Raw genomic sequence first — 25,682 nt, forward strand, 5'->3', positions numbered from 1 at the left:
GACCATCCGGCATGCTGTCATGGTGAGCATCCTGACCGGCCCCGAGGCCACGGGCACGCAGTCCGACCCGTGGCCGGCCCCGACCGCGCAGCGCCCCGTGACGGCTGTCGTCCCGGTGCCCGGCGCGAAGTCCGGCACGAACCGGGCGCTCGTTCTCGCCGCCCTGGCGAACGGGCCGTCCCGGCTGCGCGGCGCCCTGCGCTCGCGCGACACCCTGCTGATGGCGGGGGTGCTGCGCGCGCTGGGTGCCGAGATCAGCACCGACGGGCCGGACTGGGTCGTGCGACCCGTGCCGGCCGCGCGCCTCGCCGCCGGCACGCGGGCCGAGTGCGGCAACGCGGGCACCGTCGCCCGGTTCACCCCGGCCCTGGCCACCCTGCGCGAGGGCGACGTCGAGTTCGACGGCGACGCCCGCATGCGCGACCGGCCGCTCACTCCGCTGCTCGGCGCGCTGCGCCGGCTCGGCGCCGACATCGACGGCGACCGGATGCCCTTCACCGTGCGCGGCCGCGGTCGGCTGCCCGGCGGCGAGGTCACCGTCGACGCCTCCGACTCCAGCCAGCTCGTCTCCGGCCTGCTGCTCGCCGCCCCCCGCTACGACGCCGGGGTCACGGTCGTGCACCGCGGGGCGCGCCTGCCGTCGGGCCCCTACCTGGACATGACGGTCGCCGACCTGCGGGCGGCGGGCGCGGTCGTCGAGGTCGCGCCGCCCGGCACCGACGGCAGCCGGCGCTGGCGGGTGGAGCCCGGCGAGCTCACCGCCGCCGACCGGGCCATCGAGCCGGACATGAACAGCGCCGCGGCCTTCCTCGCGGCCGCGGTCGCCACCGGGGGGCGGGTGGTGGTGCCGGACTGGCCCGAGGCGACGGAGCAGCCCGGTCGGATGCTCCCCACGCTGCTGGCGGCGATGGGCGCCACGACCGAGCGCACCGCAGCGGGGCTGGCGGTCAGCGGCGGCGGCGGGATCCACGGGATCGACGTCGACCTCGGCGACTTCGGGGAGGCCGCGCCCGTCCTGACCGCGCTCGCCGTCCTCGCCGACTCGCCGTCCCGGCTGCGCGGCATCGGGCACCTGCACCTGCACGAGACCGACCGGCTCGTCGCCCTCGCCCAGGAGCTCGGCAGTCTGGGGGCACGGATCACGGTGACCGACGACGGGCTGGCGATCGAGCCGGCGCCCCTGCGCGGCGCGCGCCTCGACCCGCGCGGCGACCATCGGCTGGCCATGGCGTACGCGGTGGTGGGCCTGGTCGTGCCGGGGATCGTCATCGACGACATCGCGACGACCGGCAAGACGGTGCCGGACTTCCCCCGCATGTGGACGGCGATGCTGGCCGGATGAGCCCTGGCGGAATGAGCCCTGGCAGTTTGAGCCCTGACAGTTTGAGCCCTGACAGCTTGAGCCCTGACAGCTTGAGCGACGCGGCGAACCGGGCTAGGGGCTAGCCGATGGCCCGCGAACTGGACGAGGACGATGTCCGGGTGCGACCGGGGCGCAGCTCGCGTCCCCGGACCCGGGAGCGGCCCGACCACGCCGAGGCGGTGCCGGCGGTGGTGGTCGGCGTCGACCGTGGCCGCTACACCTGCCGGCCGGGCCCGACGCCGCAGCGGCTGGTCGCCGCGGTGCGCGGCGGGTCGATGCGCCGCACGTCGGTGGTCGTCGGGGACCGGGTCGCGCTGGTGGGCGACGTCTCGGGGACGTCCGGGGCGCTGGCCCGGCTGGTGCGCCGCGAGGAGCGCACGAGCGTCCTGCGGCGCACGCCCGACGACACCGACCCGGCGGAGCGGCCGATCGTCGCGAACGCCGACATCCTGGTCATCGTCTGCTCGGTGACCGATCCGGTGCCGCGGCCGGGCCTCATCGACCGCTGCCTGGTCGCCGCCTACGACGGCGGACTGTCCCCGGTGCTGTGCCTGACCAAGACCGACCTGGCCGACCCCGCGCCGCTGATCGAGCTGTACCGGCCGCTGGGATTCCCGGTGCTGACGACCCAGCCGGACTGCGACCTCGACCCGCTGCTGGCGCTGCTGACCGACCGGGTCAGCGTGTTCTTCGGCCACAGCGGGGTCGGGAAGTCCAGCCTGGTCAACCGGCTGGTGCCGGCCGCGGACCTGGCGATCGGCGAGGTCAACGCCGTGACGGGCCGCGGCCGGCACACGTCGTCGGCGGCCGTGGCGCTGCTGCTCCCGGGAGGCGGGACGGTGATCGACACACCGGGGGTCCGGTCGTTCGGCCTCGGCGCGGTGGCACCGAACCGGGTGCTGCGGGCCTTCTCCGACCTCGCCGCCGCGGCCGAGCACTGCCAGCCCGGCTGCGAGCATCTCGCCCCGTCGCCCGACTGCGCGCTGGACTCGGCGGTGCGCGACGGCGAGGCCGACGCCGCCCGGCTCGCGAGCCTTCGCCGCTTGCTGGCGGCCCGCGGAACCCCCCTATGAGAATGCAGCTCGCGAGATTCGTCACACTCTTCCCGCCACGCGGGGCCTGCCGTCCGCGTCACCGACGCGCCAGGGGGCTCGGCTCGTAGTCTCGCAGGCGTGACCCCGCCTAACCCCACCTCCGTGGGCACCGAATCGACCGAGGACATCGACGCCGTTGCCGTCGCCGACGATCTCGCGCTCGCGCTGAGTCTCGCGGACGCTGCCGATCGGATTACTCTTTCCCGTTTCCAAGCCGTCGATCTGCACGTCGAATCCAAGCCGGACAACACCCCGGTCTCCGACGCCGACACCGCCGTCGAATCCATGATCCGTGAGCGGCTTGCCGTCGCCCGGCCGGGGGACGCCGTCCTCGGCGAGGAGGAGGGGCTCGTCGGCGCGGGTGCCCGGCGGCGCTGGATCCTCGACCCCGTCGACGGGACGAAGAACTTCGTGCGTGGCGTGCCGGTCTGGGGCACTCTGCTCGGCCTGGAGGTGGACGGCCAGATGGTCGTCGGCGTGGCGAGCGCACCCGCGATGAGCCGGCGCTGGTGGGGAGCCCGGGGCACCGGCGCGTTCACCCGGGACGCCACCGGCGACACCCGGGCGCTCAAGGTCTCCTCGGTCGGCCGGCTGGCGGACGCGTTCATGTCCTTCGCCTCGGTGGAGGGCTGGCGGACCGCGGACCGGCTCGACCAGTTCCTGCACCTGGCCGACCAGGTCTGGCGGACCCGGGCCTACGGCGACTTCTGGTCGCACATGATGGTCGCCGAGGGCGCGGTGGACCTCGCCTGCGAACCCGAGGTGTCCCTGTGGGACATGGCGGCGCTGCAGGTCATCGTCGAGGAGGCCGGCGGCCGGTTCACCGACCTGGCCGGCCGCCGCGGCCCGGGCCACGGCACCGTGCTGACGACCAACGGCCACCTGCACGACGTCGCGCTGCGTTCCTTCAACCCCTGAGTCCCCGCGCAGCCACGGGGCGCCCCGGTGGCGCCCCGCCGGGTTACACCGGACGGTCCTGACAGTCGGATGACGGAGATGAGTGGCGGCCGGTGATCGGCTTCGCGCATCGCGGGGCGCCGGCCCCGCACCAACGGGAGAACACCCTGCCCGCGTTCCGCCGTGCGTTGGCCGGCGGGGCCAGCGGGTTGGAGTCGGACGCCTGGCTGACCGCGGACGGGGTGGCGGTGCTGCACCACGACGGGGTGCTCGGACCGCCTGGCCGGCGGCGGCGGATCAGCGATCTGACCGCCGACCGGCTGCCCGGCTGGGTGCCGTCGCTGACCGCGTTCTACGCCGAACTCGGCACGTCGTTCGAGTTCAGCCTCGATCTGAAGGGGCCGCCCGGTGGCTGGGCGCCCGCGGCGGACGCCGTGGTCGCCGTGGCCCGGCGGGCGGGCGGAAGCTCGGCGGCCCGGCGGCTGTGGCTGTGCGGGAACCTCCCGGAGCTCGCCGCCTTCCGGGATCGTGACCCGGACGTGCGCCTGGTGAATTCCACGTCGATGCGCACCGTGATGGATGGTGGCGGGATCAGCACCTACGGCGAGCGGCTGCGCGCCGCCGGGGTGGCCGCGCTGAACCTCCGGACCCGGGAATGGACGCCCCCGCGCGCCGGGATCGTCGGCGTTCTGCACGACCTCGGTATCGCCGCGTTCGGTTGGGATGCGCAGAGCACAAGCACGCTGGTACGCCTGGCCGGATACGGGCTCGACGCGGTCTACAGCGACCATCTGGCGCGGCTGGTGCGGGTCACCGGTTCCGCTGCGGCATAGCGCCGGACCAGCAGCATAGCGTCGGACCAGCGGATGAGTCGGAAGCACGGGCGGCGCATCGGGGCGAATTGGTTGACGAAGCCGACGTAGTCGCCCATTGCGTTGTGCGCAGCGTGACCTGACTCCGGCGCACCGTCATATCGTCGACGGTTAGGTTGGCTTGAGGTAGCTATAGGGACCACCGACGGAGAGTGGCCACGAAAGATCGGCCGACCGGCCCGATGGATTGGCCCGCAGAAGCGATTACCGCGCGGTTGACGACGGTGGGCGACCATGGCTCACCGTGGCACTTTCCTGACACCCGGATGACGGGCGACTCCGCTCAGTCCTCCTCGGCGACTTTCAGCATCTGCTCCGGAAACCCGGTGCGTTCCGCCACATGCTCGACGGAGTAACCCTGTCGCACCAGGTCACGGGCCTGCTCCAGCGTCCAGCCCCGCCCGGGGTCAACCCGGCTGACAACCACTTCACTCGCCTGGTGCCGTTCCTGCGGCCAGCTGAGTCGTGCACGGCGTGCCAAGGGTCGACCTCCGAGATTTGAGGACTTTGGTGTTACGCCACCAAGGATAGGCCATATTGACGTCGGCCTGCCCGTTGAACTCCACGATAGCGGGTGGCGACCTGTTAATGCAGACCCGCGCCGAAGGCTGTGCATCATCCGAACGCCGGGTGGCCCGAACAGGCGACCATGCACAAGGTACGAGTGGGCAGGATCTCCGTCGACCCCGGGAACTTCCCGGTGACGAAGAGCGTCGAGGAGAGCGGTTCAGCCGAGAAGGCATGACCGCATCTGTCCGGGGGCCTTCCGGCCCACCCATCGCTTAGCCGTCCATCCGCGGCCGCGAGGGCATAGACCGAACCGCGGTGCGCGACGCCGGCCAGGTCGAACCCGAAACGGCCTGATACCGGCCCGCGAGCCCTCAGCCGACGGGTGCGCCCGGATCGGGCGGCCCGCCCCGGCCGGTGCCCCGCGACGGCCGCTCCCCTACCCGCGACGCCCCCACCCGCGGCTTCCCCACCCGCGACGTCCCCGAACGGGGGGACTCGGCGGTGGTGGCGTTCACGGTGCCGGTGTTCGTCTCGATCGTGTAGTTCGTCTCGATCGCGGTGTTCGTCTCGGTGCCGGTGTTCGTCTCGGTGCCGGTGTTCGTCTCGGTGCCGGTGCTCTCGGTGCCGGTCGTGGCAGCCGCCGTGGGCGAGGCCGGGATGCCGGGATCGTCCATCGGCCGGGGGGTGCGCTCCTCCCGGCCGTGTTCGCGCAGCAGCATCCGCCATTGGCGTGGCGAGTGGCTCGCCGGCCTGGTCGTGGCCAGGAAATCCTCGAGAACCCGCCGGAAGCGCGCGGGATCGCTGTGATGGGGAAAATGCCCGGCACCGGAGAAGATCTCCAGCCGGCTTCCGGGCATGGCCGCATGCGCGATCCGGGCGTGATCGACCGGGATCACCGCGTCCCGGTCGCCCCAGACGATCAGCGACGGCATCCCGGCGGCCAGATAGCAGCGGTCGAGCATCGTGATGGCCTGCCCGCGGGCGTCGACGACGCTTCGTAGCGTCCGGAGGAAGGCCGCCCGCGCCGTCGGCACCCCGAGCGAGTCGCAGACGTGCAGGATGTCCTCGGCATCGCGGCCGAGGGCGGTGTGCAGTGCCCGCAGTGCCCGCAGTCCGGCCCAGCCGGCGAGCCGCACCGGCGGGATGCCCATCAGCGACATCACCGTGCCGGCGCCCGGCAGCGCCGCGGCCCGAAGTGCCGGGTGCAGATCGGGCCCGACCCCGCCGGTGGACACCAGGACGAGCCGCTCGCAGCGCTCCGGGAACTGGTAGGCGAACTGCATCGCGACCCCGCCACCGAGCGAATGCCCGACGACCGTCGCCCGCTCGATGCCGAGCACGGTGAGCAGGTCACGCATGCCGCAGGCATAGCCGGCCACCGAGTAGTCACCGCGCGGCTTGTCCGACTCCCCGTGTCCGAGCAGGTCGGGGGCTATCACCGTGTGGCGCCGCGCGAGCTCGGGAATGATCGGCCCCCAGGTGCGGGCGTTGTCCCCGATGCCGTGGATCAGCAGCAGCACCGGTCCGCGGCCGGCGCGCAGATAGCAGCGCCGATACCCGTGGACCGTGACGAACCGCGGGGTCAGCCCCCCAGCCCCCGCACTCGGCGCACCGACGGTCATGGCCACCCCAGCTCAGAACTCGATGTTGCTCATCACGTGCTTGATCCTGGTGTAGTCCTCCAGGCCGTACACGGACAGATCCTTGCCGTAGCCGCTCTTCTTGAATCCGCCGTGCGGCATCTCCGCGACGATCGGGATATGAGTGTTGATCCATACGCAGCCGAAGTCCAGGCGGCGCGCGACCCGCATGGCCCGGCCGTGATCGCGCGTCCAGACGCTGGAGGCCAGGCCGTACTCCACGCCGTTGGCCCAGGCCACCGCAGTGTCCTCCGCGTCGAACCGCTGCACCGTGATGACCGGGCCGAAGACCTCCGACTGGATGAGTTCGTCGTCCTGGCGCAGACCGGCGACAACCGTGGCGGGGTAGAAGTAGCCCGGCCGGTCGAGGGGCGCCCCGCCGGCAAGGATCTCGGCGTGCTCCGGCGCCCGCTGGACGAACCCGCCCACCCGGTCGAGCTGGCCGGCGCTGTTCAACGGGCCGTAGTCGACGTCGGTCTCGTCCGGCGAACCCGTCGCGGTGCCCCGGGCCGCCTCGGCCAGCGCCGCGACGAGATCGTCGTGGATCCCCGGCGCGGCCAGCACCCGGGTCGCCGCGGTGCAGTCCTGGCCGGCGTTGAAGTAGGCGGCGCCGGCGATCTCCGCGGCGACGGCGGCCGGATCCACGTCGTCGAAGACGATGACCGGCGCCTTGCCGCCGAGCTCGAGATGCACCCGCTTGAGCGAGTCCGCCGCCGCCCGCGCCACCTCCATGCCGGCCCGCACGCTGCCGGTCACCGACACCATCGCCGGCCCCGGGTGCGCGACCAGCGCCCGCCCGGTATCCCGGTCCCCGCAGACGACGTTGAGCACGCCGGGCGGGAGGAACTCGGCGGCGATCTCGGCGAGCAGCAGGCTGGACGCCGGGGTCGTGTCCGACGGCTTGAGGATGACCGTGTTGCCGGCCGCGATCGCCGGGGCGATCTTCCATACCGCCATCATCAGCGGGTAGTTCCACGGCGTGACCTGCGCGCAGACCCCGACAGGCTCCCGGCGGACGTAGCTGGTGTGCCCGGCGAGGTACTCCCCGGCGGCCCGGCCCTCCAGCAGGCGCGCGGCCCCGGCGAAGAAGCGAATCTGGTCGGCGGACGGCCCGATCTCCTCGTCGATGGTGAGCTGCAGCGGCTTACCGGTGTTGGCGCTCTCCACCGCGGCGACCTCGTCGGCGCGATCCTCCAGCGCGTCCGCGAGGCGCAGCAGCGCCCGGGAACGCTCGGCCGGGGTGGTGTCGCGCCAGGTCTCGAACGCCGTGGACGCGGCGCGGACGGCGGCGTCGACGTCGGCGGGACCCGACCGCGGGGCCTCGGCGAACAGCTCGCCGGTCGACGGGTTCAGAATTGACATCGTCTCGCCGCCGGCGGTCTGACTGGAGACACCGCTGACGAAGTTGGCGAGGATCTTGTCCATACGTCTCTCCTCGTGCTGATGGTCTCCCGACCGTCCGACCGCCCGACATGTCACCACAACGATTACGATGGTTACACGAACTTCAGGCCACGGATAGCGTGAACAAAGGACCGTGACGCCACGGAAACACGCTACCCGCGCCCCGTCCAGCGGAGGGCGCACGGCCCCGGAGAAAGGCAGGTCGAAACGATGCCGGGCCGCCGACGTCCCGCCGCCGCAGCCGCCGTCCCGTCCCTGTGGCTGGATACCGCCGGCCCCGCCCCCACGCCCCGGCCGCGTCTGTTGGGCCGGCTCACCGCCGACGTCGCCATCGTCGGCGCCGGCTTCACCGGCCTGTGGACCGCCTACCACCTGCGCCGCGACGACCCGACCCTGCGGGTGGCCGTCGTCGAGCGGGAGATCGCCGGATTCGGCGCGTCCGGGCGCAACGGCGGCTGGTGCTCGGCGCTGTTCCCCGTCCAGTCGATGGCGCCGGCGATGCGGGGGCCGCTCGCGGCCACCATCGACGACATCGACGCCGTCTGCCGCGCCGAGGGCATCGACTGCGACCTCGTCAAGGACGGCTTCCTCGAACTCGCCACCACCCCCGCCCAGCTCACCCGCCTCCGCGCAACCCTCCCGAGCGTGCCCGCCGTCGACTCCGCACCGCGCTGGCTGGACGCCGACCAGGCCGCCCGCCTCGTCCGGGTGCCCGGCGCCCTCGGCGGAATCCTCGATCCGCAGTGCGCCGCGCTACACCCGGTCAAGCTGGTCCGCGGCCTCGCGACGGCGGCGCAGCGCCACGGCGCCGAGCTGTTCGAGCACTCCCCCGCCGAGCGCATCGAACCGGGTCGGGTGGTGCTGGCCGACGGCGAGATCCAGGCAGGCGTCGTCGTGCGGGCCACCGAGGGCTACACCCCCACCCTGCCCGGCCTGCGCCGCGACCTCGCCCCCGTCTACTCGCTCATCATCGCCACGGAGCCGCTGCCGGAGTCGGTCTGGGCGGAGATCGGCTGGGATCGCCGGGTCACCCTGTCCGACGGGCGCCGGCTGCTCATCTACGCCCAGCGCAGCGCGGACGGCCGGATCGTCCTCGGCGGTCGCGGCGCGCCGTACCACTTCGGCTCGCGCACCAGCCCGGCCTTCGACTCCTCCCCCGCCGTCTTCGAGCACCTCCGCCGCACCCTGGTCACCCTGTTCCCCGCCGCCGCGAACGCCCGGATCACCCACCGCTGGGGCGGCCCTCTCGCCGTCCCGCGCGACTGGACCCCCGGCGTCAGTTTCGCCCCCGACACCGGCCTGGCCTGGGCCGGCGGCTACGTCGGCGACGGCGTGGCCGCCGCCGCCCTGGCCGGACGAACCCTCGCCGACCTGATCCGCGGCCAGCACTCCCCTCGCACCGAGCTCCCCTGGGTCGTCGACCGCCGCCGCCCCTGGGAACCCGAACCGGCCCGCTGGCTCGGCATCAACGCCGGCCGCCTGCTCGCCGCGGCCGCCGATACCCGCGAGAACCGCACCGGCCGCCCCTCCCGCCTCGGTCCCGCCCTCGACCACCTCACCGGCCACTGACCCTCCTCAAGCCCGAACGGGCCGGCCGAACGCCGTCTCCGATCGCCCCGCGGATCATCAGCGACGGGTGGGCACTCAGCCCGCCGGTACACAACTCAGCGGCGATCTCCGCCGGACGGGATCCACCCGGTCGCGCGATGCGGTTCCGCGGAACACCACGATCGCCGGAGCTGGGGGCTGAAACTGGGGCTGAGGCGCGCAGCGCGGTTCCGCGGAACACCAACATCCCGCGATCGGATCGCCGCTCCAACCAGGCGGCGTTGCTGGTTGCGATCCCTCTAGGGATGATCAGCGACCCCGGCCAGGCGTGCCAGGCGGGTCAGGCGGTGAGGTCGCGGGTGAGCTGGTCGAGGCTGTCGAGGTAGCGGTCGACGTCGGCGTCGGTGTGCTGGACCGACAGGGTCCACTCCTCCTCGCGNCCGGGGGCCATCAGGACGCCGCGGTTGGCGTTGTAGAGCCAGGCGAGCTCGGGCAGTTCGGCGTTCTGGTGGGCCATGAAGGACGTGTAGTCGCGGATGGGCGCGTCGGTGAAGTGCACGCAGCCCTTGGAGCTGATCCCGACGGTGTAGCCGGGGATGCCGTGGCGGGCCAGGATCTCGTCGCAGCCGGCGATCAGGCGGTCGTTGAGGCGGTCCAGGTGCGCGTAGGCCTCGGGGGTGAGCACCTCCAGCAGGCTCGCCCGGGCCGCGGCCATGGTCAGCGGGTTGCCGTTGAACGTGCCGACCTGCTTGACCCTGTCCGAGGCGACGACTTCCATGATCTCCGCGGTCGCGCCGATGGCGCCCGACGGCAGGCCGCCGCCGAGGGCCTTGGCCAGCGTGATCATGTCGGGTCGCACGCCGAAGCGCTCGGTGGCGCCGCCGGCCGCGACGCACAGGCCGGTCTTGACCTCGTCGAAGATCAGGATGATGCCGTGCCGGGCGGTGATCTCCCGGACCGCCTCGAGGTAGCCGGGCTCGGGCAGGATGACGCCCAGGTTCATCATCGCCGCCTCCATGATGACGCAGGCGGGCAGGCGGCCCTCGGCGGCGAGGGCCTCGATCCGGCGCTCCATCGCGGCGGCGTCGTTGAACGGGACGGGCACGGTGAGGTCGATGACGGCCTGCGGGATGCCCGCGCCGTAGCCGAGGGAGTTCATGTTGTCGGCCGGACCGATGTCGTCGTAGGGCGTGCCGATCGACACCATCACGTAGTCGTGGTGGCCGTGGTACGAGCCGAAGATCTTGACGATTGTGTCGCGGCCGGTGACCCCGCGGGCGATGCGGATGGCGTCCATCGTCGCCTCGGAGCCGGAGTTGACGTAGCGCCACTGCGGCAGCCCGAACCGGCGGGCGAGCTCCTCGCTGACGATGACCGAGTCCTCGGTCGGCATGGCGAAATGGGTGCCGAGGGCGACCCGCTCGGTCACCGCCCGCACGATCGCGGGGTGGGCGTGGCCCTGGACCATCGAGCCGAAGCCGTTGTGGAAGTCGGCGTACTCGTTGCCGTCGACATCCCAGACGAGCGAACCGCGCCCGTGGGTGAGGTAGATCGGCCACGGGTCGCGGACCTGGTAGGACGAGGGCACCCCCGACGTCATCGACCGCGTCGCCCGCGCGTGCAGCCGTTCGGAACCACGGGTCCGGTTCTGCAGGCGGGCCTCCTCCCGATCGGTGAGCTCCGCCGCCCTGGCGTGAAGTGCGGCCTGGGTCACACTTGCCTCGGTAACGATCAGATTCGACACCGTCCACGCATCCCTTCAGCCAAGCGCCTACCGAAAGCGTAGCTCGACTGGCCATCGGGCGAGCGAATCCGTAGACAAAAGCGGATTCAGGTATCGCTTCCCCGTTCATTCGCTCGTAGCCATACGATGACAACGGGACGCCCTCCGAGCGGTCCGGGCCGGCGCGGCCCGACGCCCCGGCCGGCGATCGGACCGGCGCACCGCCGGGCGAGACGAGGAGGATGCCGGGTGCGGTCTCGACGGACACCCGGCCAGCGCTCCGCCTCAGACGGGCTGCTGGACGACATCAACAAGGCCATCATCGAACAGCTCCAGCAGGACGGCCGGCGCTCGTACGCGGCGATGGCGGCCGCCGTCGGGCTGTCCGAGGCGGCGGTGCGCCAGCGGGTCCAGCGGCTGCTCGACGCCGGCGTCATGCAGATCGTCGCCGTCACCGATCCGCTGCGGGTCGGCTTCCACCGGGAAGCCATGATCGGCGTACGGGTCACCGGCGACACCCGGGTGGTCGCCGCCACCATCGCCGCTCTCCCCGAGGTCGACTACGTCGTGCTCACGGCCGGCTCGTTCGACCTCATCGTCGAGATCGTCGCCGAGGATGACGAGCACCTGCTGGAACTGATCAACGATCGGATCCGTGCCCTGCCGCAGGTGCTCGCCACGGAGACGTTCGTCTACCTGCGTCTGGTGAAGCAGACCTACACCTGGGGAGCGCGCTGACGCGCCAGGGCAACAGCAACAGGCGGGCAGGGTGACGCGGGATTCAGGGGCACGAACGGGACGGCGACCGGTGGCGGCGAAGCGCGACGACGACGGCGATAAGCCGTGGTCGGAGGCATGCCCGCGCCGGGCCGGCGGATGGGCACTCGTCGCCACGGGTGAGGCGCCCGGAGTGGGGAACGGACGCGGAGTCACGCCGCCGACACCGTTCCCCGAACAACCAAGCAGTACCAACAAGAGTCCAACACGTGCAATGACACAACAACTCGGCCCAGACACGATGGGGTGAGCATGGCGCTTGTCCACCATGACCCGCAGGACGGCATACTAGTTACTCGCATTGGGCAGGCCGAGATCACCGTGCGGCCCGAGCCGCCGGCGAGCGCCGGCAAGGCTCCGGTGATCCTCCTCCGCCTGGACGCCCCCATGCTGGATACGCTCGCCGCCGCCTACCTCGACCCGGACGAGGCCCGCCGCCTCGCCCAGTCCCTGCTCCGCGCCGCCGAGGCGGCGCGACCGAGCAGTCCCTGGCGCACGCCCCGCCCCCGCTGACCCGCGCCCGGCGAATCAGCCGCGGTTCGGCCACCTCAGCGCCTGGGCCGAGGTGGTGTGCATGGAAGCGGCGCCGGCTGTCTCTTCCACAGGGATAAATCGGGCGTCGAACCCTGTGGAAGAGCCAGGTAGGCGCTCTCCCACGCACGAGACGGAGGTCGAGACCGTTCCGCGCGCCTGAGGCGTGCGGTCCGCGAGCGAAGGGGCGGGGGCCGCAGGGATCTACCGAGCAGGCAAACCGGACGATGAGAATCGAAAAGGCTCCCGGAGAAATCTCCGGGAGCCTTTTCGCGGTGGTAGCGGGGACAGGATTTGAACCTGTGACCTCTGGGTTATGAGCCCAGCGAGCTACCGAGCTGCTCCACCCCGCGTCGGTGTGTCTTTACTATACAGGGCCGCCACCGGCAGATGTCAAACCGATGGCGGCCCTAATTTTGGGAACTTCCCGGCGAAGATCATAAAGGGGGCGGATCGTCCCGTTCCGGGAGTATCAGCCGGAGGTGGGCGCCGCCCGTGGCTGCTGTGGCGGACTGCTCGTGGGACCCGCGGAGCCCGCAGGGCGCGCGGGGGCGGCGGTCGGCGACGCGCTGGGCGGCGCGGAGCCGGCGGCGGTGCCGCGAGGTGCGGGCGCGGGCGAGCCGCTCGGCGAGGGGCTCGCGGCCGGCGGGGTCGTCGGTGGGCTGGCGAGAGTCCGCAGCCGGCTCAGCGCGTCGGCCAGGTCGGTCTGCGCCTGGCCGTAGGCGTTGAAGTCCGGCGGGTTCTTGCGCAGGGCGTCCTGACCCGCCTTGTAGGCGCTGTCGGCGGCGTTGACGGCGTCCTGCAGCCCGGACGTCCCGCCCGGTGGAGCGGCGCCCGCGCCGCCGCTCTGCGTAGCACCCTGACCGCCACCGGTGGTCGTGGTGGCTCCGGTACCGGCGCCAGCCGCAGCGGCCCCGGCTCCGGAGCCGAAGACCTTGTCGAGTGCCTCCCCCAGGGATGTGCCGAAGCCGATGCGCTCCCCGAAGGCGGTGGCGATGCCCTGCAGGGTGGGATAGCCCGAGCCGCCGCGGGCCTGGACGTAGTACGGCTCGACGTAGAGCAGCCCGCCCGCGACCGGCAGGGTCAGCAGGTTGCCCTCGATGGTCTGCGAGCCGGCTCCCCGCCACAGGGTCAGCTTGTTCGCGACGTCACCGTTGGCCTCGATCGCGTTCTGCACCTGCACGGGGCCGTTGATCGTGCCCCCGGGCGGGAGTTTGAGCAGGGTGAACTGCCCGTAGTTGGACGGATCGCTGGAGACCGCCATGTAGGCCGCGAGCTTCGACGACCGGGCCGAGATCAGCGGCGACGTCAGGTTGTACGACGGGCCCGAGCGGCCGGGTAGCTGGCTGTAGACGTAGAACGGGGGCTGCGGCTGCCCGCTGCCGTCGGGCGAGTCCGACACCTGCCAGAAGTCCTCCTGCGAGTAGAAGTCCCGCGGGTCGGACACGTGGTACTGGCCGATGAGGTCACGCTGGACCTTGAACAGGTCCTCGGGGTACCGCAGGTGCTCCCTCAGCGACGGCGAGATGTCCCGCTTCGGCTTCACCGTGTCCGGGAAGGCCTTCATCCACGTCCGCAGCACCGGGTCGGACTCGTCCCAGGCGTACAGGGTGACGGTGCCGTTGTAGGCGTCGACGGTCGCCTTCACCGAGTTGCGGATGTAGTTGACCTGGTTCGCGGGCTGCCGGGCCCGGTTGCCGCTCTGCGCGGTCACCGAGTCGGCGGTGACGTTGCCCAGGGTCCGCCGGGCGGAGTAGGGGTAGCCGTCGGACGTGGTGTAGCCGTCCAGAATCCAGGTGACGCGGCCGTCGACGACGGCGGGGTACGGGTCGCCGTCGAGGGTGAGCCAGGGCGCGGCCTTGCTGACCCGGTCCCGCGGGTTGCGCTCGTACAGGATGCGGGAGTTCTTGGTGATGTCGCCGGAGAGCAGCAGGTTCTTCTCGCCGAAGCGCAGCGCGAACAGGGCCTGCCGGAAGGTCGAGCCGATCGAGACCCCGCCGTCGCCGGTGTAGGTGGTCGTGGCCTGGGTGTCCGCCCCGGGGCCGGGTCCGTCGATCTCCACCTGGCGGGTGCCGACGACGGAGTAGTTCGGCGACATCTCGCCGAAGTAGACCCGGTTCTCCTTGACGCCGAAGTCGCCCTCCTGGGGGAGGTTCCGCTCGCCCTGGTCGAAGGCGGGCTGACCCTCGTCCACGGTGTTCGACGGGGCGGCGACGAAGCCCTTGCCGTGGGTGTAGGTGAGGTGCTCGTTGATCCAGTTGCGCTGGTCGACGCCGAGCCCGGCCTGGTTGAGCTCCCGCACGGAGACGACGTAGTCGCGGGTGGTCTTCTTCTTGTCGGCGCCGGTCACGGTGTACCGGTCGACGTCGAGGGTCTTCTCGAACCCGTAGTAGCCGCGGATCTGCTGGAGCTGCTGGAACGTCCGCGACAGCTTGCTCGGGTCGAGCAGGCGGGTGTTGGGCACCGTGCCGGTGTCCGCGGCGACCTGCGAGGCGGTGACATCGGTGCGCGCGGCGTACGGCTGTGGCTTGACGTTCTGGATGCCGTAGGCCGCGCGGGTCGCCGCGATGTTGCGCTCGATGTACGGCTGCTCGCGGGTCGCCTCGTTCGGCCGCACCTGGAACTGCTGGATGAACGCCGGGTAGATGCCGCCGATGACCACCGATGACAGCACGAGGATCCCGGCGCCGAGCAGCGGCAGCGTCCAGCCGCGCTGGAAGATGTTGTAGATGAACAGCACCGCGCAGGCCAGCGAGATGAACAGCAGGATCAGCTTCGCGGGCAGCACGGCGTGGACGTCGGTGTAGGACGCGCCGGTGGCGACGCCGCGCGAGGAGAACACCGAGCCGAACCGGTCGAGGTAGTAGGCCCAGGCCTTGAGCAGCGCGAGCAGTCCGAGCAGCACGGAGATGTGCGCCTTGGCGGCGGGCGTCACCCGCTCCCCCGGCGTCTGCAGCCGGATGCCGCCGAACAGGTAGTGGGTCAGCACGGTGACCAGCAGGGACAGCAGCACGGCGGTCAGCAGGAAGCCGAGCAGGAAGCGCTGGAACGGGTACGTGAAGGCGTAGTAGCTGATGTCCCGGTGGAACTGGGGGTCCCGGGTCCCGAACGACTCGCCGTTCACCCACAGCAGCCAGGTCCGCCACCGGCCGGAGGCCGACAGCCCCGCCGCCAGGCCGAACACCGCCGCGATACCGAAGAGGATCAGCTTCATGTACGGCTCGATGGCCGACCGGTAGCGTTCGAGGTTCTGCTGTTCGGTGGAGAGCGGACGCAACTGCGGGCGAAACCGATAACCAAGTACGATGTTGGTCCCGATGACGACGGCCATCACCGCGCCGAAGATGAGGAACAACAGGATCCGGGTGTAGATGACGGTCGTGAAGACCTTGCTGAAATCGACCGAGCGGTAGAACAGCAGGTCCGTGTAGAGCCGCGTGAAGGTGGCGAAGAACGCGATCACGAGGGCGACGGCCAGCAGCACCGGGACGATCACCTTGGCGCGGGTCAGCACCGGGCGGCGACTGGTCGTTGCCACAGTTCCTCCGTGCGGTCAGGACGGTCGGGTGTTCATCGACAAGGGCGGATCCGGGGTTTCCGGACCCACCAGCCGGGCGGTGCCGACGCGAGGGGCGTGTACTGCCCCAGTACGGCAACCTACGCCAGGCACTCAGGGGAGATCGGAGAGGATGGGTTGGTGAGCAGCCCGAACATCACGGAGTTGACCTCCGTCGTACTCGAGGTCGAGCGGCACGTCGCGGACTCCGGCTGGGATCAGCCCAGCCAGGTCTACGCACTCGCCGACACCGCCGATCTGCTGGCGCGGGAACCCGCGCTGGCCCCCCACATCGGGGATTCGCCGCCTGGTTCACTGACCCCGGTCGAGCAGGAGCCGCTGCCGGTGGNCCGGCTCGACGAGGTGCTCGCCGGGATTGGGTGGCCCCCTGAGGTGCTGGGCTGCGTGCTGGTGACCGAGCTCGTCGTTCTCCCGCCGAGCGCGGAGGAGGAGGCGCCGTACTCCGACCACGAGATCGAGTACTGGGCCGCGAACCACCCGGAGCGCCAGGACGTCCGGCTCGCCGTCGGGGTCACCCGCAGCGGGCTGCACGCGTCCTGCCTGCGGGTGCGCGGGGACGACGAGCTCGTCGTCGATCCCGACCTGGCCGACAACCTCGTCGACGGGCTGCTCGCGACGTTCCAGTGACTTCGACCGCCGGGTGGGGCGGCCGGCGACCCGCGTGGCCCGGGGGCCGTCCGCACGCTCCACCCGGCCGGTCCAGACCACCCGGCCGGTCCAGACGGCCGGACCGCTCAGCAGGACGGCACGCTCGCCGCCGGATTCGTCCGCAGCGCGTCCACCGCCTTCAGGGCGCCAGCCAGGGTGTCGACCTTCACCAGGCGGGGCGCGCGGCCGGAGTCCACCGACAGGGCGTCGGCGCAGTTCGCCGCCGGCACGAGGAAGATCGACGCCCCGGACGCCTTCGCGCCGAGGATCTTCTGCTGAATGCCGCCGATCGGCCCGACCTCGCCTGCCGCCGTGATCGTCCCGGTACCGGCGATGGTCTTCCCCCCGGTGAGTGCCCCGGGAGTGAGGAGATCCACGATGCCCATCGCGAACATCAGCCCGGCGCTCGGGCCGCCGACGTCCGACAGCCGGATCCGGACGGTGAACGGATAGGTCCGCTTCTCGGTCGTGGTGATGCCGATCATGGCCCGGGACGGGTCGTCGGTCGCCGGGCGGGTGGTGATGGTGACGGTGGCCGGCTTGCCACCCCGCTTGTAGGCGATGGTGACGGCCGTCCCGGGGCGGACCTTTCCGACCTGGGCGCGTAGCTGGTCCTGGGTCGTCACGGCGACCCCGTCGACCTGGGTGATGACGTCGCCGGCCACGAGTTTACCGGCGGCGGGCGACCCGTCCGGGATGGTGTAGACGGCGACCGATCGGCCCGTCGCCGCGACGCCGAGCTGGGCGAGCGCGGCCGCCGTGGCCTGGTCCTGCGAGTCCAGCATGGCCTGGGCGTTCTCCTGCTGGACCTGCTCCTGGCTGGAGCCGCGAGGCCGGATGAGCTCGGTGGGGACGACCGCCCGGTCGTCGTCGATCCAGTCCTGCAGGGCGCTGACCAGATTGAGCTTCGGGGTCTCCTCGACCGTGGTCAGCTCGAGCCGACCGGAGGTCGGATAGGTGCGGTGCCCCTCGATCGTGATCAGCCGGGTGCCGTCGACGGCGCCGAGCGTGTCGGTGACCGGCCCGGGGGCCAGGGTGACGAACGGTACCGGCATCCACAGGCCCACGACCAGGAGCACCAACGCCAGTACCGACGCCACCACGAGAGACTGGGTGCGCCGGGCCATGAACGCAGTCTATGTACCGGCCCGCACCCGGTCGGGCCGGCGTCCAGGGCAGGCGACCCTCGCCCCGGACGCCGGAGGTCCGACGCGCGGTCAGGAGGTCTCGGGCGGACGACCCCTGGGCTGGTGCCGCAGCGACGACACGTCGATGGGCACGGTGTCGGCGAAGGGCGACACCTGGGCACCGGTGGCGACACCCAGGTCGTCCAGGTCGTCCAAGCCGGCTAGGTCGTCCAGTTCGCTCGGGGAGAGCGGGGTGTTCGAGGTGAACGGGTCATCGTCCGGAGGCGGTTCGGGGTAGCCGGATTCGTCGAGGTCGGCACCGGTCCGCGTGGCGGACTGGGCGGGTATCGGGCGGGCCAGCGCGGCCATGCTGCGCCGGTAGCCCGCGATGGTGATCATGGCTTCGGAGGTACGGTCCGGCCGGCCGCGCAGGGCGACCCACACGGCCGTCAGGAGCAGGGCGACAGGGGGGATCAACAGGAACCACATGGGAGCCTCGACGTCGAGACGAGTAAGAAGATGACTTATTTCTATCGTAGGTGCCCCGCTCAGCAGGCGCCTACCCATTCAGCCGCGCCATCCTCAAAAACCTGATGTTTCCAAATCGGAACCTGCGCCTTGATGTCATCGATCAGACGACGACAGGCGGCAAATGCCTCCGCCCGGTGGGCCGCCCCCACGGCCACCACGACCGCGGTCTCACCCACCCGTAGGTGCCCCGTGCGGTGGGCCACCGCGATCGCCCGCACCGGCGCGCCGGCCGCCACCTCGGCGGCGACGCGCTCGATCTCGGCGGCCGCCCGCGGATGCGCCTCGTAAGCGAGGTCCGTCACCCCCCGACCGGAGTCATGGTCGCGAACGGTGCCCACGAACAGCGCAATCCCGCCCACGTCCGGGAGCAGGACGGCGGCCATGCACTCGTCCACCGACAACGGGGTGTCACGAATGTCCGCGAGAACGACGCGGGCCGGAGCCCCGGTACCGTGCCCCGCGTCGGAACCGAGATCGGAGCCGAGATCAGAGCCGAGATCGGAGCCGGCGTCCACGGCCGGCTCCCCCGACGCCGGGGACGGCCCGCCCGCCCCGGCGGTCTCGCGCGCCGAGGCACCGGTCGGTGGGACGGGTGCGGGAGAACGCGTCGAGTCCACGTCCACGACCGTAACCGGCCGGGGCGGCCTCCGTTTCGCCCGGCGGCCAGAAAACGCATTACCGTGGGTTCATGTCCCAACCGCGCGTGCGACGCCCCGCTCCCCGATCAGGCCACGTCCGATGAGTGGCGACTTCCCGTTCGGCTTCGCGTCCTCCGGCGGCGGCGGCGAGGAGCCCCGGTCCCCCTTCGGGGGCGGGGGCCCCTTCGGCGGCGGCGCGCCGTTCTTCGCCGAGCTCGAGCGGCTGCTGTCCTGGCAGGGCGGTCCGGTCAACTGGGAGCTGGCCCGGCAGGTGGCGGTGCGCTCCCTGGGCGACGGCGAGTCGAGCGTCCCCATGGGGCAGCAGCACATGGTCGCCGAGGCGCTGCGGATCGCCGACGTCTGGCTCGACCCGGTGACGACCCTGCCCGCCGGCGCGACGACCGCCAGCGCCTGGTCGCGAGTCGAGTGGATCGAGAAGACGCTGCCGGTCTGGAAGACGCTGTGCGACCCGATTGCCGCCAAGGTCGTCGAGGCGATGCGCACGGGGATCTCCAGCGGGCTGAGCCAGCTCGGCGGGGGTGGCGTCGAGCTGCCCAGCGAGCTGCGTGACGCCCTGCCGCCCGGGGTCGATCTCAGCGCCCTGATGGGGGCCGGTGGACCGATCATGCAGATGATGAACCAGGTCGGCGGCATGCTCTTCGGCGCGCAGGTGGGGCAGGCGATCGGCACCCTGGCCGCGGAGGTCGTCTCGTCGACCGAGGTTGGCCTGCCTCTCGGGCCGGCCGGGACGGCCGCGCTGGTCCCGGCGGGGGTCACCGCGTTCGGGTCCGGGCTGGAGATCCCCGAGGACGAGGTGCGCATCTACCTCGCGCTGCGGGAGGCCGCCTCCACCAGGCTGTTCGCGCATGTGCCCTGGTTGCGCGCCCACGTGCTCGGCGCGGTCGAGGAGTACGCCCGCGGCATCGCGGTGGACACCGAGGCCGTCGGCCGGGTGATGCGGATGGTCGACCCGACCGCCCTGATGAACCCGGAGCGGTTGTCCGAGGCGCTCGGCGAGGACGTGTTCAACGACGCGACCACGCCCGAGCAGAAGGCGGCGCTGGCCCGCCTCGAGCTGATCCTCGCCCTCATCGAGGGCTGGGTGGACCACGTGACCGACGCCGCGGCCACCGGCCATCTGCCGGCCGCCGGCCGGCTGCGCGAGATGGTCCGGCGCCGGCGTGCCGAGGGCGGGCCCGGTGAGCAGACCTTCTCCACGCTGGTCGGGCTCTCCCTGCGCCCGCGCAAGCTACGCGAGGCCGCCGCGCTGTGGGCGGCGCTGGCCGAGGCCCGCGGGCGGGAGGGGCGCGACGCGGTGTGGGCGCATCCCGACCTGCTGCCCACGGCGGCCGACCTGGCCGCGCCGGACGGCTTCGTCACCGGCGCGTCGGCCAGCGTCCTGGACGATCCGATCGGCGAGATCGAGAAGCTGCGCGACACGCCGCCCGCCGAGGGCGGCGGGAAGTCCCCCGGCGGCCCCACCGACAAGCCGGACACCCCCGGTGGCTCGGACCCCGGCACCGCGAGCTGACCGTGACCCGCTGAATCCGGCGGCGACGCGACCGCGCCCTGCCCCGCCGGGCCAGCCGGCGCCGAGCCGGTGTGGACGAGGCACGCTCGGACCACGCACGATCCACAGGGCGGTCCACAGCCTCTCCACAGCCGCCGGCGCGGTCTCGCGTTCTGTCGGACCCGCATGACACGGTGGGGATCAACCGGCCCGCTGGCCGGTCATCCTGATCCGCGTCCGGTGGCTTCGGCCGCCGGCGGACCTGCGGGGGATCCATGCGCCCGATCCTCAAGCCTGGCCTTCGTCGGCTCTGGCACAACAGCTCCACCCTGCAACTCGGCATCGACCCGGCCCGCGCCGTCCTCGTCACCGACCTCGGTCCGCCGCACGCGGCCCTGCTGGACGCCCTCGACGGCCGGCGCACGTTGGAACAGCTCCGCCTCGACGGCGGCGAGGCCGCGCGCGATCTGCTCGACCTGCTCGGCCGGGCCGGCCTGCTCGACGACGCGGCAACGGCCCCGGGCACGACGCCACTGAGTCCGGCCGACCGCGACCGCCTGTCGCCCGACCTCGCGGCGTTGTCGATCCGCTCCGCCGATCCGGCCCGCCCCCGCCGGGTGCTCGCCGCGCGCCGCGCCGCCCGGGTGCTCGTGCGGGGTGCCGGGCGGGTCGGCGCGCAGATCTCGACCCTGCTCGCCGCGGCCGGGGTCGGCCGGGTCGTGGTCGACGACGCGGAGGTGACGACGGCCGCCGACGTGTCCCCGGGCGGGCTGCGGCTGGACGACGTCGGCCGGCCCCGGGCTCTCGCCGCGGGGACGGCGATGACCCGGGTGCGCCGACAGGCCGATCGGCGCCCCGGTCTCGGCGCGGCCGGCTCCGCATCCCTGCCGCCCCCCGGGCGCGGCAACGGACCGGGGGTGGATGCCTTCGACGCGGATCTGATCGTGCTGGCCCCGGTCGGCCCGCCGACCGTAGCGCCCGGTGCCTGCCTGGACCTCGAACGCCGCGGGACCGCTCATCTGCTGGCCGGGGTGCGCGAGACGACGGGGATCGTCGGCCCGCTCGTCGTGCCGGCCGCAACGGCCTGCCTGCACTGTCAGCACCTGCACCGGCACGCCCGCGATCCGGTCTGGCCGATGCTGGCGATGCAGTTGGTCCGCCCGCGCCCGGCCGGCCACGACCCGTGCGAGATCACCCTCGCCAGCCTCGTTGCCGCGATCGCCGCCATGCAGGCGCTGGCCTTCCTGGACCTCGCCGTCCCGCCGTCGCCCGACCCTGGCCCAGGCTTTCACCAGTCCGACAACACGGACTTGCCCCACGCACCCGCAAGCACCAAAGATGAGATGTTCGACACGCCAAACGCCACTCCGAAGATCCTTCCGGTAACGGCGGACGGGGCGTTGGAGCTCGCCCTGCCGGACTGGCGCCTCCGCCGGCGAAGCTGGCCGGTGCACCCCAACTGTCCCTGCCGCACCGCCCGATCCGCAGCGGTGCAGGCTGGCACCGATGCCTGAGATCCGGGTGCCGGATGCCCGCGCGCCGGCAGCGGTGCCCGGGCTCGGCGGCGGCAACATCGCCACGACCACTACCCACGGTCGGCGCCCCTCACGCCTCGGAACAGGGCACGATGGAGCGGTGTCCGACATCCCACGGCGGGCCGTCGTCCGCACCGCCAAACTGGCAACGCTTCCGATCGGAATCGCCGGCCGAGCCACGCTCGGCGTCGGCAAGCGGATCGGCGGCCGTCCCGCGGAAGCCGTCGCCTCCGAACTCCAGCAGCGCACCGCCGCGCAGATCTTCCGCGTCCTCGGGGAGCTCAAGGGCGGCGCGATGAAACTCGGCCAGGCGCTGTCCGTGTTCGAGGCGGCCCTGCCCGACGAGGTCGCCGCGCCGTACCGGGCCGCGCTGACCAAGCTCCAGGAGGCGGCGCCCCCGCTGCCGGCATCCGTGGTCCACCGCGTCCTCGCCGAGGAGCTCGGGGCGGACTGGCGGTCGTTGTTCGTCGAGTTCGACGACGCGCCGGCCGCGGCGGCGAGCATCGGCCAGGTTCACCGGGCGGTGTGGTCGGATGGCCGGCCAGTCGCGGTCAAGGTGCAGTACCCGGGGGCCGGGCCGGCCCTGGTCGCCGACCTCACCCAGCTCGGGCGGGCGGCCCGGCTGTTCAGCGCGGTGACTCCGGGGCTGGACATCAAGCCGCTGGTCGAGGAGCTCAAGGCCAGGATCACCGAGGAGCTCGACTACCGGCTGGAGGCGGCCTGGCAGTCGGCCTTCGCACAGGCGTACGCCGACGACCCGGACATCGTCGTCCCGCGCCCGCTGGCCGGCTCGGACCGGGTGCTGGTCAGCGAGTGGATCGACGGGGTCCCCCTGTCCGCCATCATCGCCGACGGCTCCACCGAGCAGCGCGACGCCGCCGGCCTGCTGCTCGTGCGGTTCCTCTACTCGTGTCCCGGGCGCGCCGGCCTGCTGCACGCCGACCCTCATCCGGGGAACTTCCGCCTGCTGCCCGACGGCCGGCTCGGCGTGTTGGACTTCGGCGCCGTGAACCGCCTGCCTGGAGGGCTTCCCGCCCCGATCGGCCGGCTGGCCCGCCAGACCCTGGCCGGCGACGCGGAGGCGGTGGCCGCCGGCCTGCGCGACGAGGGGTTCATTCCCCCGTCCGCCGAGATCGACGCCGACGACCTGCTCGACTACCTCGCGCCGATGCTGGCGCCGATCGCCGAGCAGGAGTTCACCTTCTCCCGAGCCTGGCTGCGCAAGGAGGCGGCACGCCTGAGCGACTGGCGCTCCGCCGCGGCGCAGCTCGGCCGCCAGCTCAACCTCCCGCCGTCGTACCTGCTCATCCACCGGGTCACCCTCGGCGCGATCGGGATCCTCTGCCAGCTCGGCAGCACCGGCCACTTCCGCGCCGAGATGGAACGCTGGCAGCCGGGGTTCGCCGAGCCCGATTCCGCGGCCGCCCTGGCCGCCGAGGAGGCCAACCACCCGGACCGGACACTGCCCGTCCTGGCGGTCCGGGACGAGGCCGGGGTCATCCGGCCGCTGCCGGGCCCGGTCGTGCTGCCCGGGGCCCCGACCGCCGGCCGCACCCGCCGAACCTCCAGGACCGCGAAGACCCCGAAGCCAGGGCGAGCCGCAAAGCCGGCGCGGACCACGAAGCCCGAACCGGTCACACAGCCCGAACCGGTCACACAGCCCGAACCGGCCACAAAGGCTGAACCAGCCACAAAGGCTGAACCAGCCACGAAGCCGGAGCCAGCCACGAAGGTGCGGGCCGATCAACGGATCGACCGACCGACCAAGGCGGCGACGAAGGCGGCGACGAAGGGCGGCGCGCCGCGACGCGCCCCGGCGGCCACGCGCGCCACGAAGCCTGCCGGCGATCCGGTGCCTCAGCCCATTCCCGTAGCCGACGCGGTACCCACGCAGGCCGAACCCGACGAGACGAGCCGGCCGGCCCGGTCATCACGGCGCGCCGCCAGGACCGCCGTCTCCCCCGCGACCGACCCCCCAGGCGCATCCGCAGCGCCCGGCCCCCGTCGCGCCGCGGGCCGGGCACGGGCAGCTCCCCCTCGCCAGATCCCCCGGGACGAGACGCCCTCGGACTCGATCACTGCCGAAGACTGACCCTCACGCCAGCGTCGCTAGCTGCGGTTCTGCGGAGCCTGGTCACCCGACCGACCTACATCGCGTCCGGGGTGAGACCGTCGAGAGCGGACTCGCCGAGGTAGAGGAAGCCGTAGCCCTCGTCGCGGAACCGGACCCCGGCGGCGCGCAGGGCGTCGCCCCAGTCGCCGCGGCAGGCCGGGTCCGCCGCCTCCGAGCCGTGGTCGGCGGTCAGCAGGATCGCGGTCTCGGCCAGCAGGCCACGCTCGGCGAGCAGATCGAGGAAGCCACCGAGGCGGGCATCCGCGTCCCGCAGCGCGGCGCGGGACTGTTCCGAGTAGGGACCGCCGCCGTGATGGCCGGTGTCGGTGACCGTGGTGTTCCACCACATGACGTCGGGTGGGGTAGTGCCCGGCGCCCAGAGCTGGATGACCTGGGCGAAGCCCAGCGCGTCCACCCGGGTGGACCAGGCGTAGTCGGAGCTCTCCTGGACCCAGCGCGCGCTGGCGTGCGGGTCGCCCTCGGCCGGCGGCAGGTAGTCGCCCATGTCGCCGGCTCCACCGGCGTTGCCGGCCGCCCGGACCAGGCCGAACGTCGAGTAGTGCGCGCCCCGGTCGACGGGCTCGTTCACGCAGGCGCTGACCGCGCCGGGGCGCTGGCGGGCGATGGCCTCGAAGAGCGTCTCGACGCCGTCGCGGAGCTGCTCGCAGGCGGCGTGCCAGGTCTTCACGTCGTTGACGATCACCTGGCGGCCGGTGGCCCGGTCGAAGTAGACGTTGTGGAGGATGCCGTGCCGGCCCGGCCCGACACCGGTCAGCGCCGACGTGTGATTGGTCAGCGTCACGCTGGGGAACTCGGCGATCGCCCCACCGGTCAGCGCGGTCCCCTCGGCCAGCAGGCGGGCGACGTTCGGCAGTTCGCCGGTCTGGGCTAGGTGCAGCAGGTCGTTGCTGTTCGCGCCATCCCACAGCAGGCCGACGACGTGGCGCGCGCCCGGACCGGCGAGCTGGGTCAGCGGCGTGCCCTCGGCGTCGGGCAGGGTGACGCCGGCCAGCGCGGCGAGGGTGGGTGCGACGTCGATGATCCGCGCCGCGCCGGGCCGCAGCCCCCGGACGCGCACGCCGGGGCCGGACAGCACCAGCGGGGCTCGGGACTGGCCGGCGTTGAGCGAGCCGTGCTCGCCGAGGTGCCCGCCGCGCTCGGGCCAGTAGTGCCGCGGGGTGTGCACGACGATCAGGTCGGGCGACCGGGTCGCGTCCCCGAACGCGGACAGCAGCCGGCGACCGGCGAAGGGGTAGGCGTCGCGTTCGTTCGGCGGCGACGGATCCGCCAGCGCCGCGGCCAGGGGCACCCCGTGCATCGGGTCCTGGCAGGCCAGCGGATGCCGCCCGAAGCGGACCTCCCAGGGGCCGTCCGGATCGGTCACCGGCAGCCGGGCCGAGCCGTCGGCGTTGGCCACGTAGAGCCAGCCGGCATCCACCCAGGCGGCGAGGTCCACGATCTCGGCCAGGTCGGGGCTGGTGAGGGCGGCGACGGCGAGAGACAGGTCGTCGGACCCGACCGGTTCCGGCGCCACCCCCGGCGCCGTTCCCGTTCCGGTCGACATCGGATATACACGCTCGCTGCTGGGCACGCCGGAACAGTACCGGTGCCGACGGGAGCACTGAAAGAAATCAACGGCCAACG

Annotated in this window: 18 protein-coding genes, 1 tRNA gene and 4 pseudogenes; 12 read left to right on the top strand and 11 right to left on the bottom strand. The window is 72.6% G+C overall.

Annotation, left to right across the window (positions count from 1 at the left end; all coding sequences use genetic code 11):
• Nucleotides 1-19: 19 nt before the first annotated feature.
• From aroA to UK82_RS17985, 4 genes are all read left to right on the top strand, one after another.
• Nucleotides 20-1,342: a 3-phosphoshikimate 1-carboxyvinyltransferase gene (aroA, locus tag UK82_RS17970; RefSeq protein ID WP_044885343.1), complete on the top strand. Its 1,323-nt coding sequence runs from the start codon at nt 20-22 to the stop codon at nt 1,340-1,342.
• 107 nt (nt 1,343-1,449) lie between these two features.
• On the top strand, nt 1,450-2,436 hold the full coding sequence (gene rsgA, locus UK82_RS17975) for a ribosome small subunit-dependent GTPase A (protein ID WP_044885342.1): 987 nt from the start codon (nt 1,450-1,452) through the stop codon (nt 2,434-2,436).
• Between the two features lie 99 nt (nt 2,437-2,535).
• Nucleotides 2,536-3,375 carry a histidinol-phosphatase gene (gene hisN / locus UK82_RS17980; protein ID WP_044885341.1) on the top strand — a complete coding sequence of 280 codons (840 nt, stop codon included), beginning with the start codon at nt 2,536-2,538 and terminating at the stop codon, nt 3,373-3,375.
• Between the two features lie 92 nt (nt 3,376-3,467).
• On the top strand, nt 3,468-4,187 hold the full coding sequence (locus UK82_RS17985; protein WP_044885340.1) for a glycerophosphodiester phosphodiesterase: 720 nt from the start codon (nt 3,468-3,470) through the stop codon (nt 4,185-4,187).
• 322 nt (nt 4,188-4,509) lie between these two features.
• Here UK82_RS17985 and UK82_RS17990 read toward each other — a convergent pair whose 3' ends face one another.
• The 3 genes and pseudogenes from UK82_RS17990 to UK82_RS18000 form a co-directional block, all read right to left on the bottom strand.
• Nucleotides 4,510-4,653, bottom strand: a complete 144-nt coding sequence (locus UK82_RS17990) for a hypothetical protein (RefSeq protein ID WP_235487522.1) — start codon at nt 4,651-4,653, stop codon at nt 4,510-4,512.
• A gap of 712 nt (nt 4,654-5,365) precedes the next feature.
• A pseudogene (locus tag UK82_RS17995) lies at nt 5,366-6,358 on the bottom strand (alpha/beta fold hydrolase); the annotation flags it as partial.
• A gap of 12 nt (nt 6,359-6,370) precedes the next feature.
• The gene (locus tag UK82_RS18000; RefSeq protein ID WP_044885338.1) at nt 6,371-7,801 is read right to left on the bottom strand and encodes a gamma-aminobutyraldehyde dehydrogenase; all 1,431 of its coding nucleotides are present in this window, start codon (nt 7,799-7,801) and stop codon (nt 6,371-6,373) included.
• Between the two features lie 189 nt (nt 7,802-7,990).
• Between UK82_RS18000 and UK82_RS18005 the strand changes: the two genes are divergently transcribed.
• Complete coding sequence (locus UK82_RS18005) at nt 7,991-9,349, top strand: FAD-binding oxidoreductase (RefSeq protein ID WP_055408287.1); 1,359 nt, start codon at nt 7,991-7,993, stop codon at nt 9,347-9,349.
• Between the two features lie 319 nt (nt 9,350-9,668).
• Here UK82_RS18005 and UK82_RS41860 read toward each other — a convergent pair.
• The coding region (locus tag UK82_RS41860) for a hypothetical protein (RefSeq protein WP_304438056.1) at nt 9,669-9,767 on the bottom strand (99 nt) is incomplete at its 5' end.
• A 1-nt stretch (nt 9,768) separates the two neighbouring features.
• Nucleotides 9,769-11,072: pseudogene (locus UK82_RS18010) on the bottom strand (aspartate aminotransferase family protein); the annotation flags it as partial.
• A gap of 228 nt (nt 11,073-11,300) precedes the next feature.
• Between UK82_RS18010 and UK82_RS18015 the strand changes: the two are divergent.
• Both UK82_RS18015 and UK82_RS18020 read left to right on the top strand, forming a co-directional pair.
• Nucleotides 11,301-11,789, top strand: coding sequence for an Lrp/AsnC family transcriptional regulator (locus UK82_RS18015; protein WP_044885335.1), 489 nt, complete (start codon nt 11,301-11,303; stop codon nt 11,787-11,789).
• A 360-nt stretch (nt 11,790-12,149) separates the two neighbouring features.
• Nucleotides 12,150-12,341 carry a hypothetical protein gene (locus tag UK82_RS18020; RefSeq protein WP_396230586.1) on the top strand — a complete coding sequence of 64 codons (192 nt, stop codon included), beginning with the start codon at nt 12,150-12,152 and terminating at the stop codon, nt 12,339-12,341.
• A 294-nt stretch (nt 12,342-12,635) separates the two neighbouring features.
• Here the strand turns inward: UK82_RS18020 and UK82_RS18025 are convergent.
• Nucleotides 12,636-12,712: transfer RNA gene (locus tag UK82_RS18025), tRNA-Met, on the bottom strand.
• A 119-nt stretch (nt 12,713-12,831) separates the two neighbouring features.
• Complete coding sequence (locus tag UK82_RS18030) at nt 12,832-15,897, bottom strand: UPF0182 family protein (RefSeq protein WP_044885334.1); 3,066 nt, start codon at nt 15,895-15,897, stop codon at nt 12,832-12,834.
• Nucleotides 15,898-16,056: 159 nt separating this feature from the next.
• On the opposite strand from UK82_RS18030, the gene UK82_RS38445 reads away from it, so the two are divergent.
• Nucleotides 16,057-16,264, top strand: a 208-nt coding sequence (locus UK82_RS38445; RefSeq protein WP_236706080.1) for a PPA1309 family protein, incomplete at its 3' end; no start/stop codon positions are given.
• A 1-nt stretch (nt 16,265) separates the two neighbouring features.
• Nucleotides 16,266-16,563: pseudogene (locus UK82_RS38450) on the top strand (PPA1309 family protein); the annotation flags it as partial.
• A 107-nt stretch (nt 16,564-16,670) separates the two neighbouring features.
• Here the strand turns inward: UK82_RS38450 and UK82_RS18040 are convergent.
• The 3 genes from UK82_RS18040 to UK82_RS18050 form a co-directional block, all read right to left on the bottom strand.
• Nucleotides 16,671-17,711, bottom strand: a complete 1,041-nt coding sequence (locus UK82_RS18040; RefSeq protein WP_044885333.1) for a PDZ domain-containing protein — start codon at nt 17,709-17,711, stop codon at nt 16,671-16,673.
• Nucleotides 17,712-17,801: 90 nt separating this feature from the next.
• A complete protein-coding gene (locus UK82_RS18045) occupies nt 17,802-18,200 on the bottom strand; it encodes a hypothetical protein (protein WP_044885332.1) in 399 nt (132 codons plus the stop codon).
• Nucleotides 18,201-18,259: 59 nt separating this feature from the next.
• Nucleotides 18,260-18,757, bottom strand: a complete 498-nt coding sequence (locus UK82_RS18050; protein ID WP_370657216.1) for a molybdenum cofactor biosynthesis protein MoaE — start codon at nt 18,755-18,757, stop codon at nt 18,260-18,262.
• A gap of 223 nt (nt 18,758-18,980) precedes the next feature.
• Between UK82_RS18050 and UK82_RS18055 the strand changes: the two genes are divergently transcribed.
• The 3 genes and pseudogenes from UK82_RS18055 to UK82_RS18065 form a co-directional block, all read left to right on the top strand.
• Nucleotides 18,981-20,411 (top strand): zinc-dependent metalloprotease, encoded by a 1,431-nt coding sequence (locus UK82_RS18055; protein ID WP_055408292.1) that lies wholly within the window; start codon nt 18,981-18,983, stop codon nt 20,409-20,411.
• Nucleotides 20,412-20,665: 254 nt separating this feature from the next.
• Nucleotides 20,666-21,904, top strand: a complete 1,239-nt coding sequence (locus tag UK82_RS18060) for a ThiF family adenylyltransferase (protein WP_044885330.1) — start codon at nt 20,666-20,668, stop codon at nt 21,902-21,904.
• 121 nt (nt 21,905-22,025) lie between these two features.
• Nucleotides 22,026-23,496 (top strand): annotated as a pseudogene (locus UK82_RS18065) (ABC1 kinase family protein); the annotation flags it as partial.
• Nucleotides 23,497-24,072: 576 nt separating this feature from the next.
• On the opposite strand, the gene UK82_RS18070 reads toward UK82_RS18065, so the two are convergent.
• Complete coding sequence (locus UK82_RS18070; RefSeq protein ID WP_236706081.1) at nt 24,073-25,602, bottom strand: alkaline phosphatase family protein; 1,530 nt, start codon at nt 25,600-25,602, stop codon at nt 24,073-24,075.
• Between the last annotated feature and the right edge of the window lie 80 nt (nt 25,603-25,682).

The organism is Frankia sp. ACN1ag, from assembly GCF_001414035.1.
Classification (GTDB): domain Bacteria; phylum Actinomycetota; class Actinomycetes; order Frankiales; family Frankiaceae; genus Frankia; species Frankia torreyi.

Coding starts and splice junctions, on each gene's coding strand:
- UK82_RS18000 (WP_044885338.1), bottom strand. CDS start 7,801: ATGGACAAGATCCTCGCCAACTTCGTCAGCGGTGTCTCCAGTCAGACC.
- UK82_RS18055 (WP_055408292.1), top strand. CDS start 18,981: ATGAGTGGCGACTTCCCGTTCGGCTTCGCGTCCTCCGGCGGCGGCGGC.
- rsgA (WP_044885342.1), top strand. CDS start 1,450: ATGGCCCGCGAACTGGACGAGGACGATGTCCGGGTGCGACCGGGGCGC.
- UK82_RS18040 (WP_044885333.1), bottom strand. CDS start 17,711: ATGGCCCGGCGCACCCAGTCTCTCGTGGTGGCGTCGGTACTGGCGTTG.
- UK82_RS18005 (WP_055408287.1), top strand. CDS start 7,991: ATGCCGGGCCGCCGACGTCCCGCCGCCGCAGCCGCCGTCCCGTCCCTG.
- UK82_RS18045 (WP_044885332.1), bottom strand. CDS start 18,200: ATGTGGTTCCTGTTGATCCCCCCTGTCGCCCTGCTCCTGACGGCCGTG.
- UK82_RS18060 (WP_044885330.1), top strand. CDS start 20,666: ATGCGCCCGATCCTCAAGCCTGGCCTTCGTCGGCTCTGGCACAACAGC.
- aroA (WP_044885343.1), top strand. CDS start 20: ATGGTGAGCATCCTGACCGGCCCCGAGGCCACGGGCACGCAGTCCGAC.
- UK82_RS18070 (WP_236706081.1), bottom strand. CDS start 25,602: ATGTCGACCGGAACGGGAACGGCGCCGGGGGTGGCGCCGGAACCGGTC.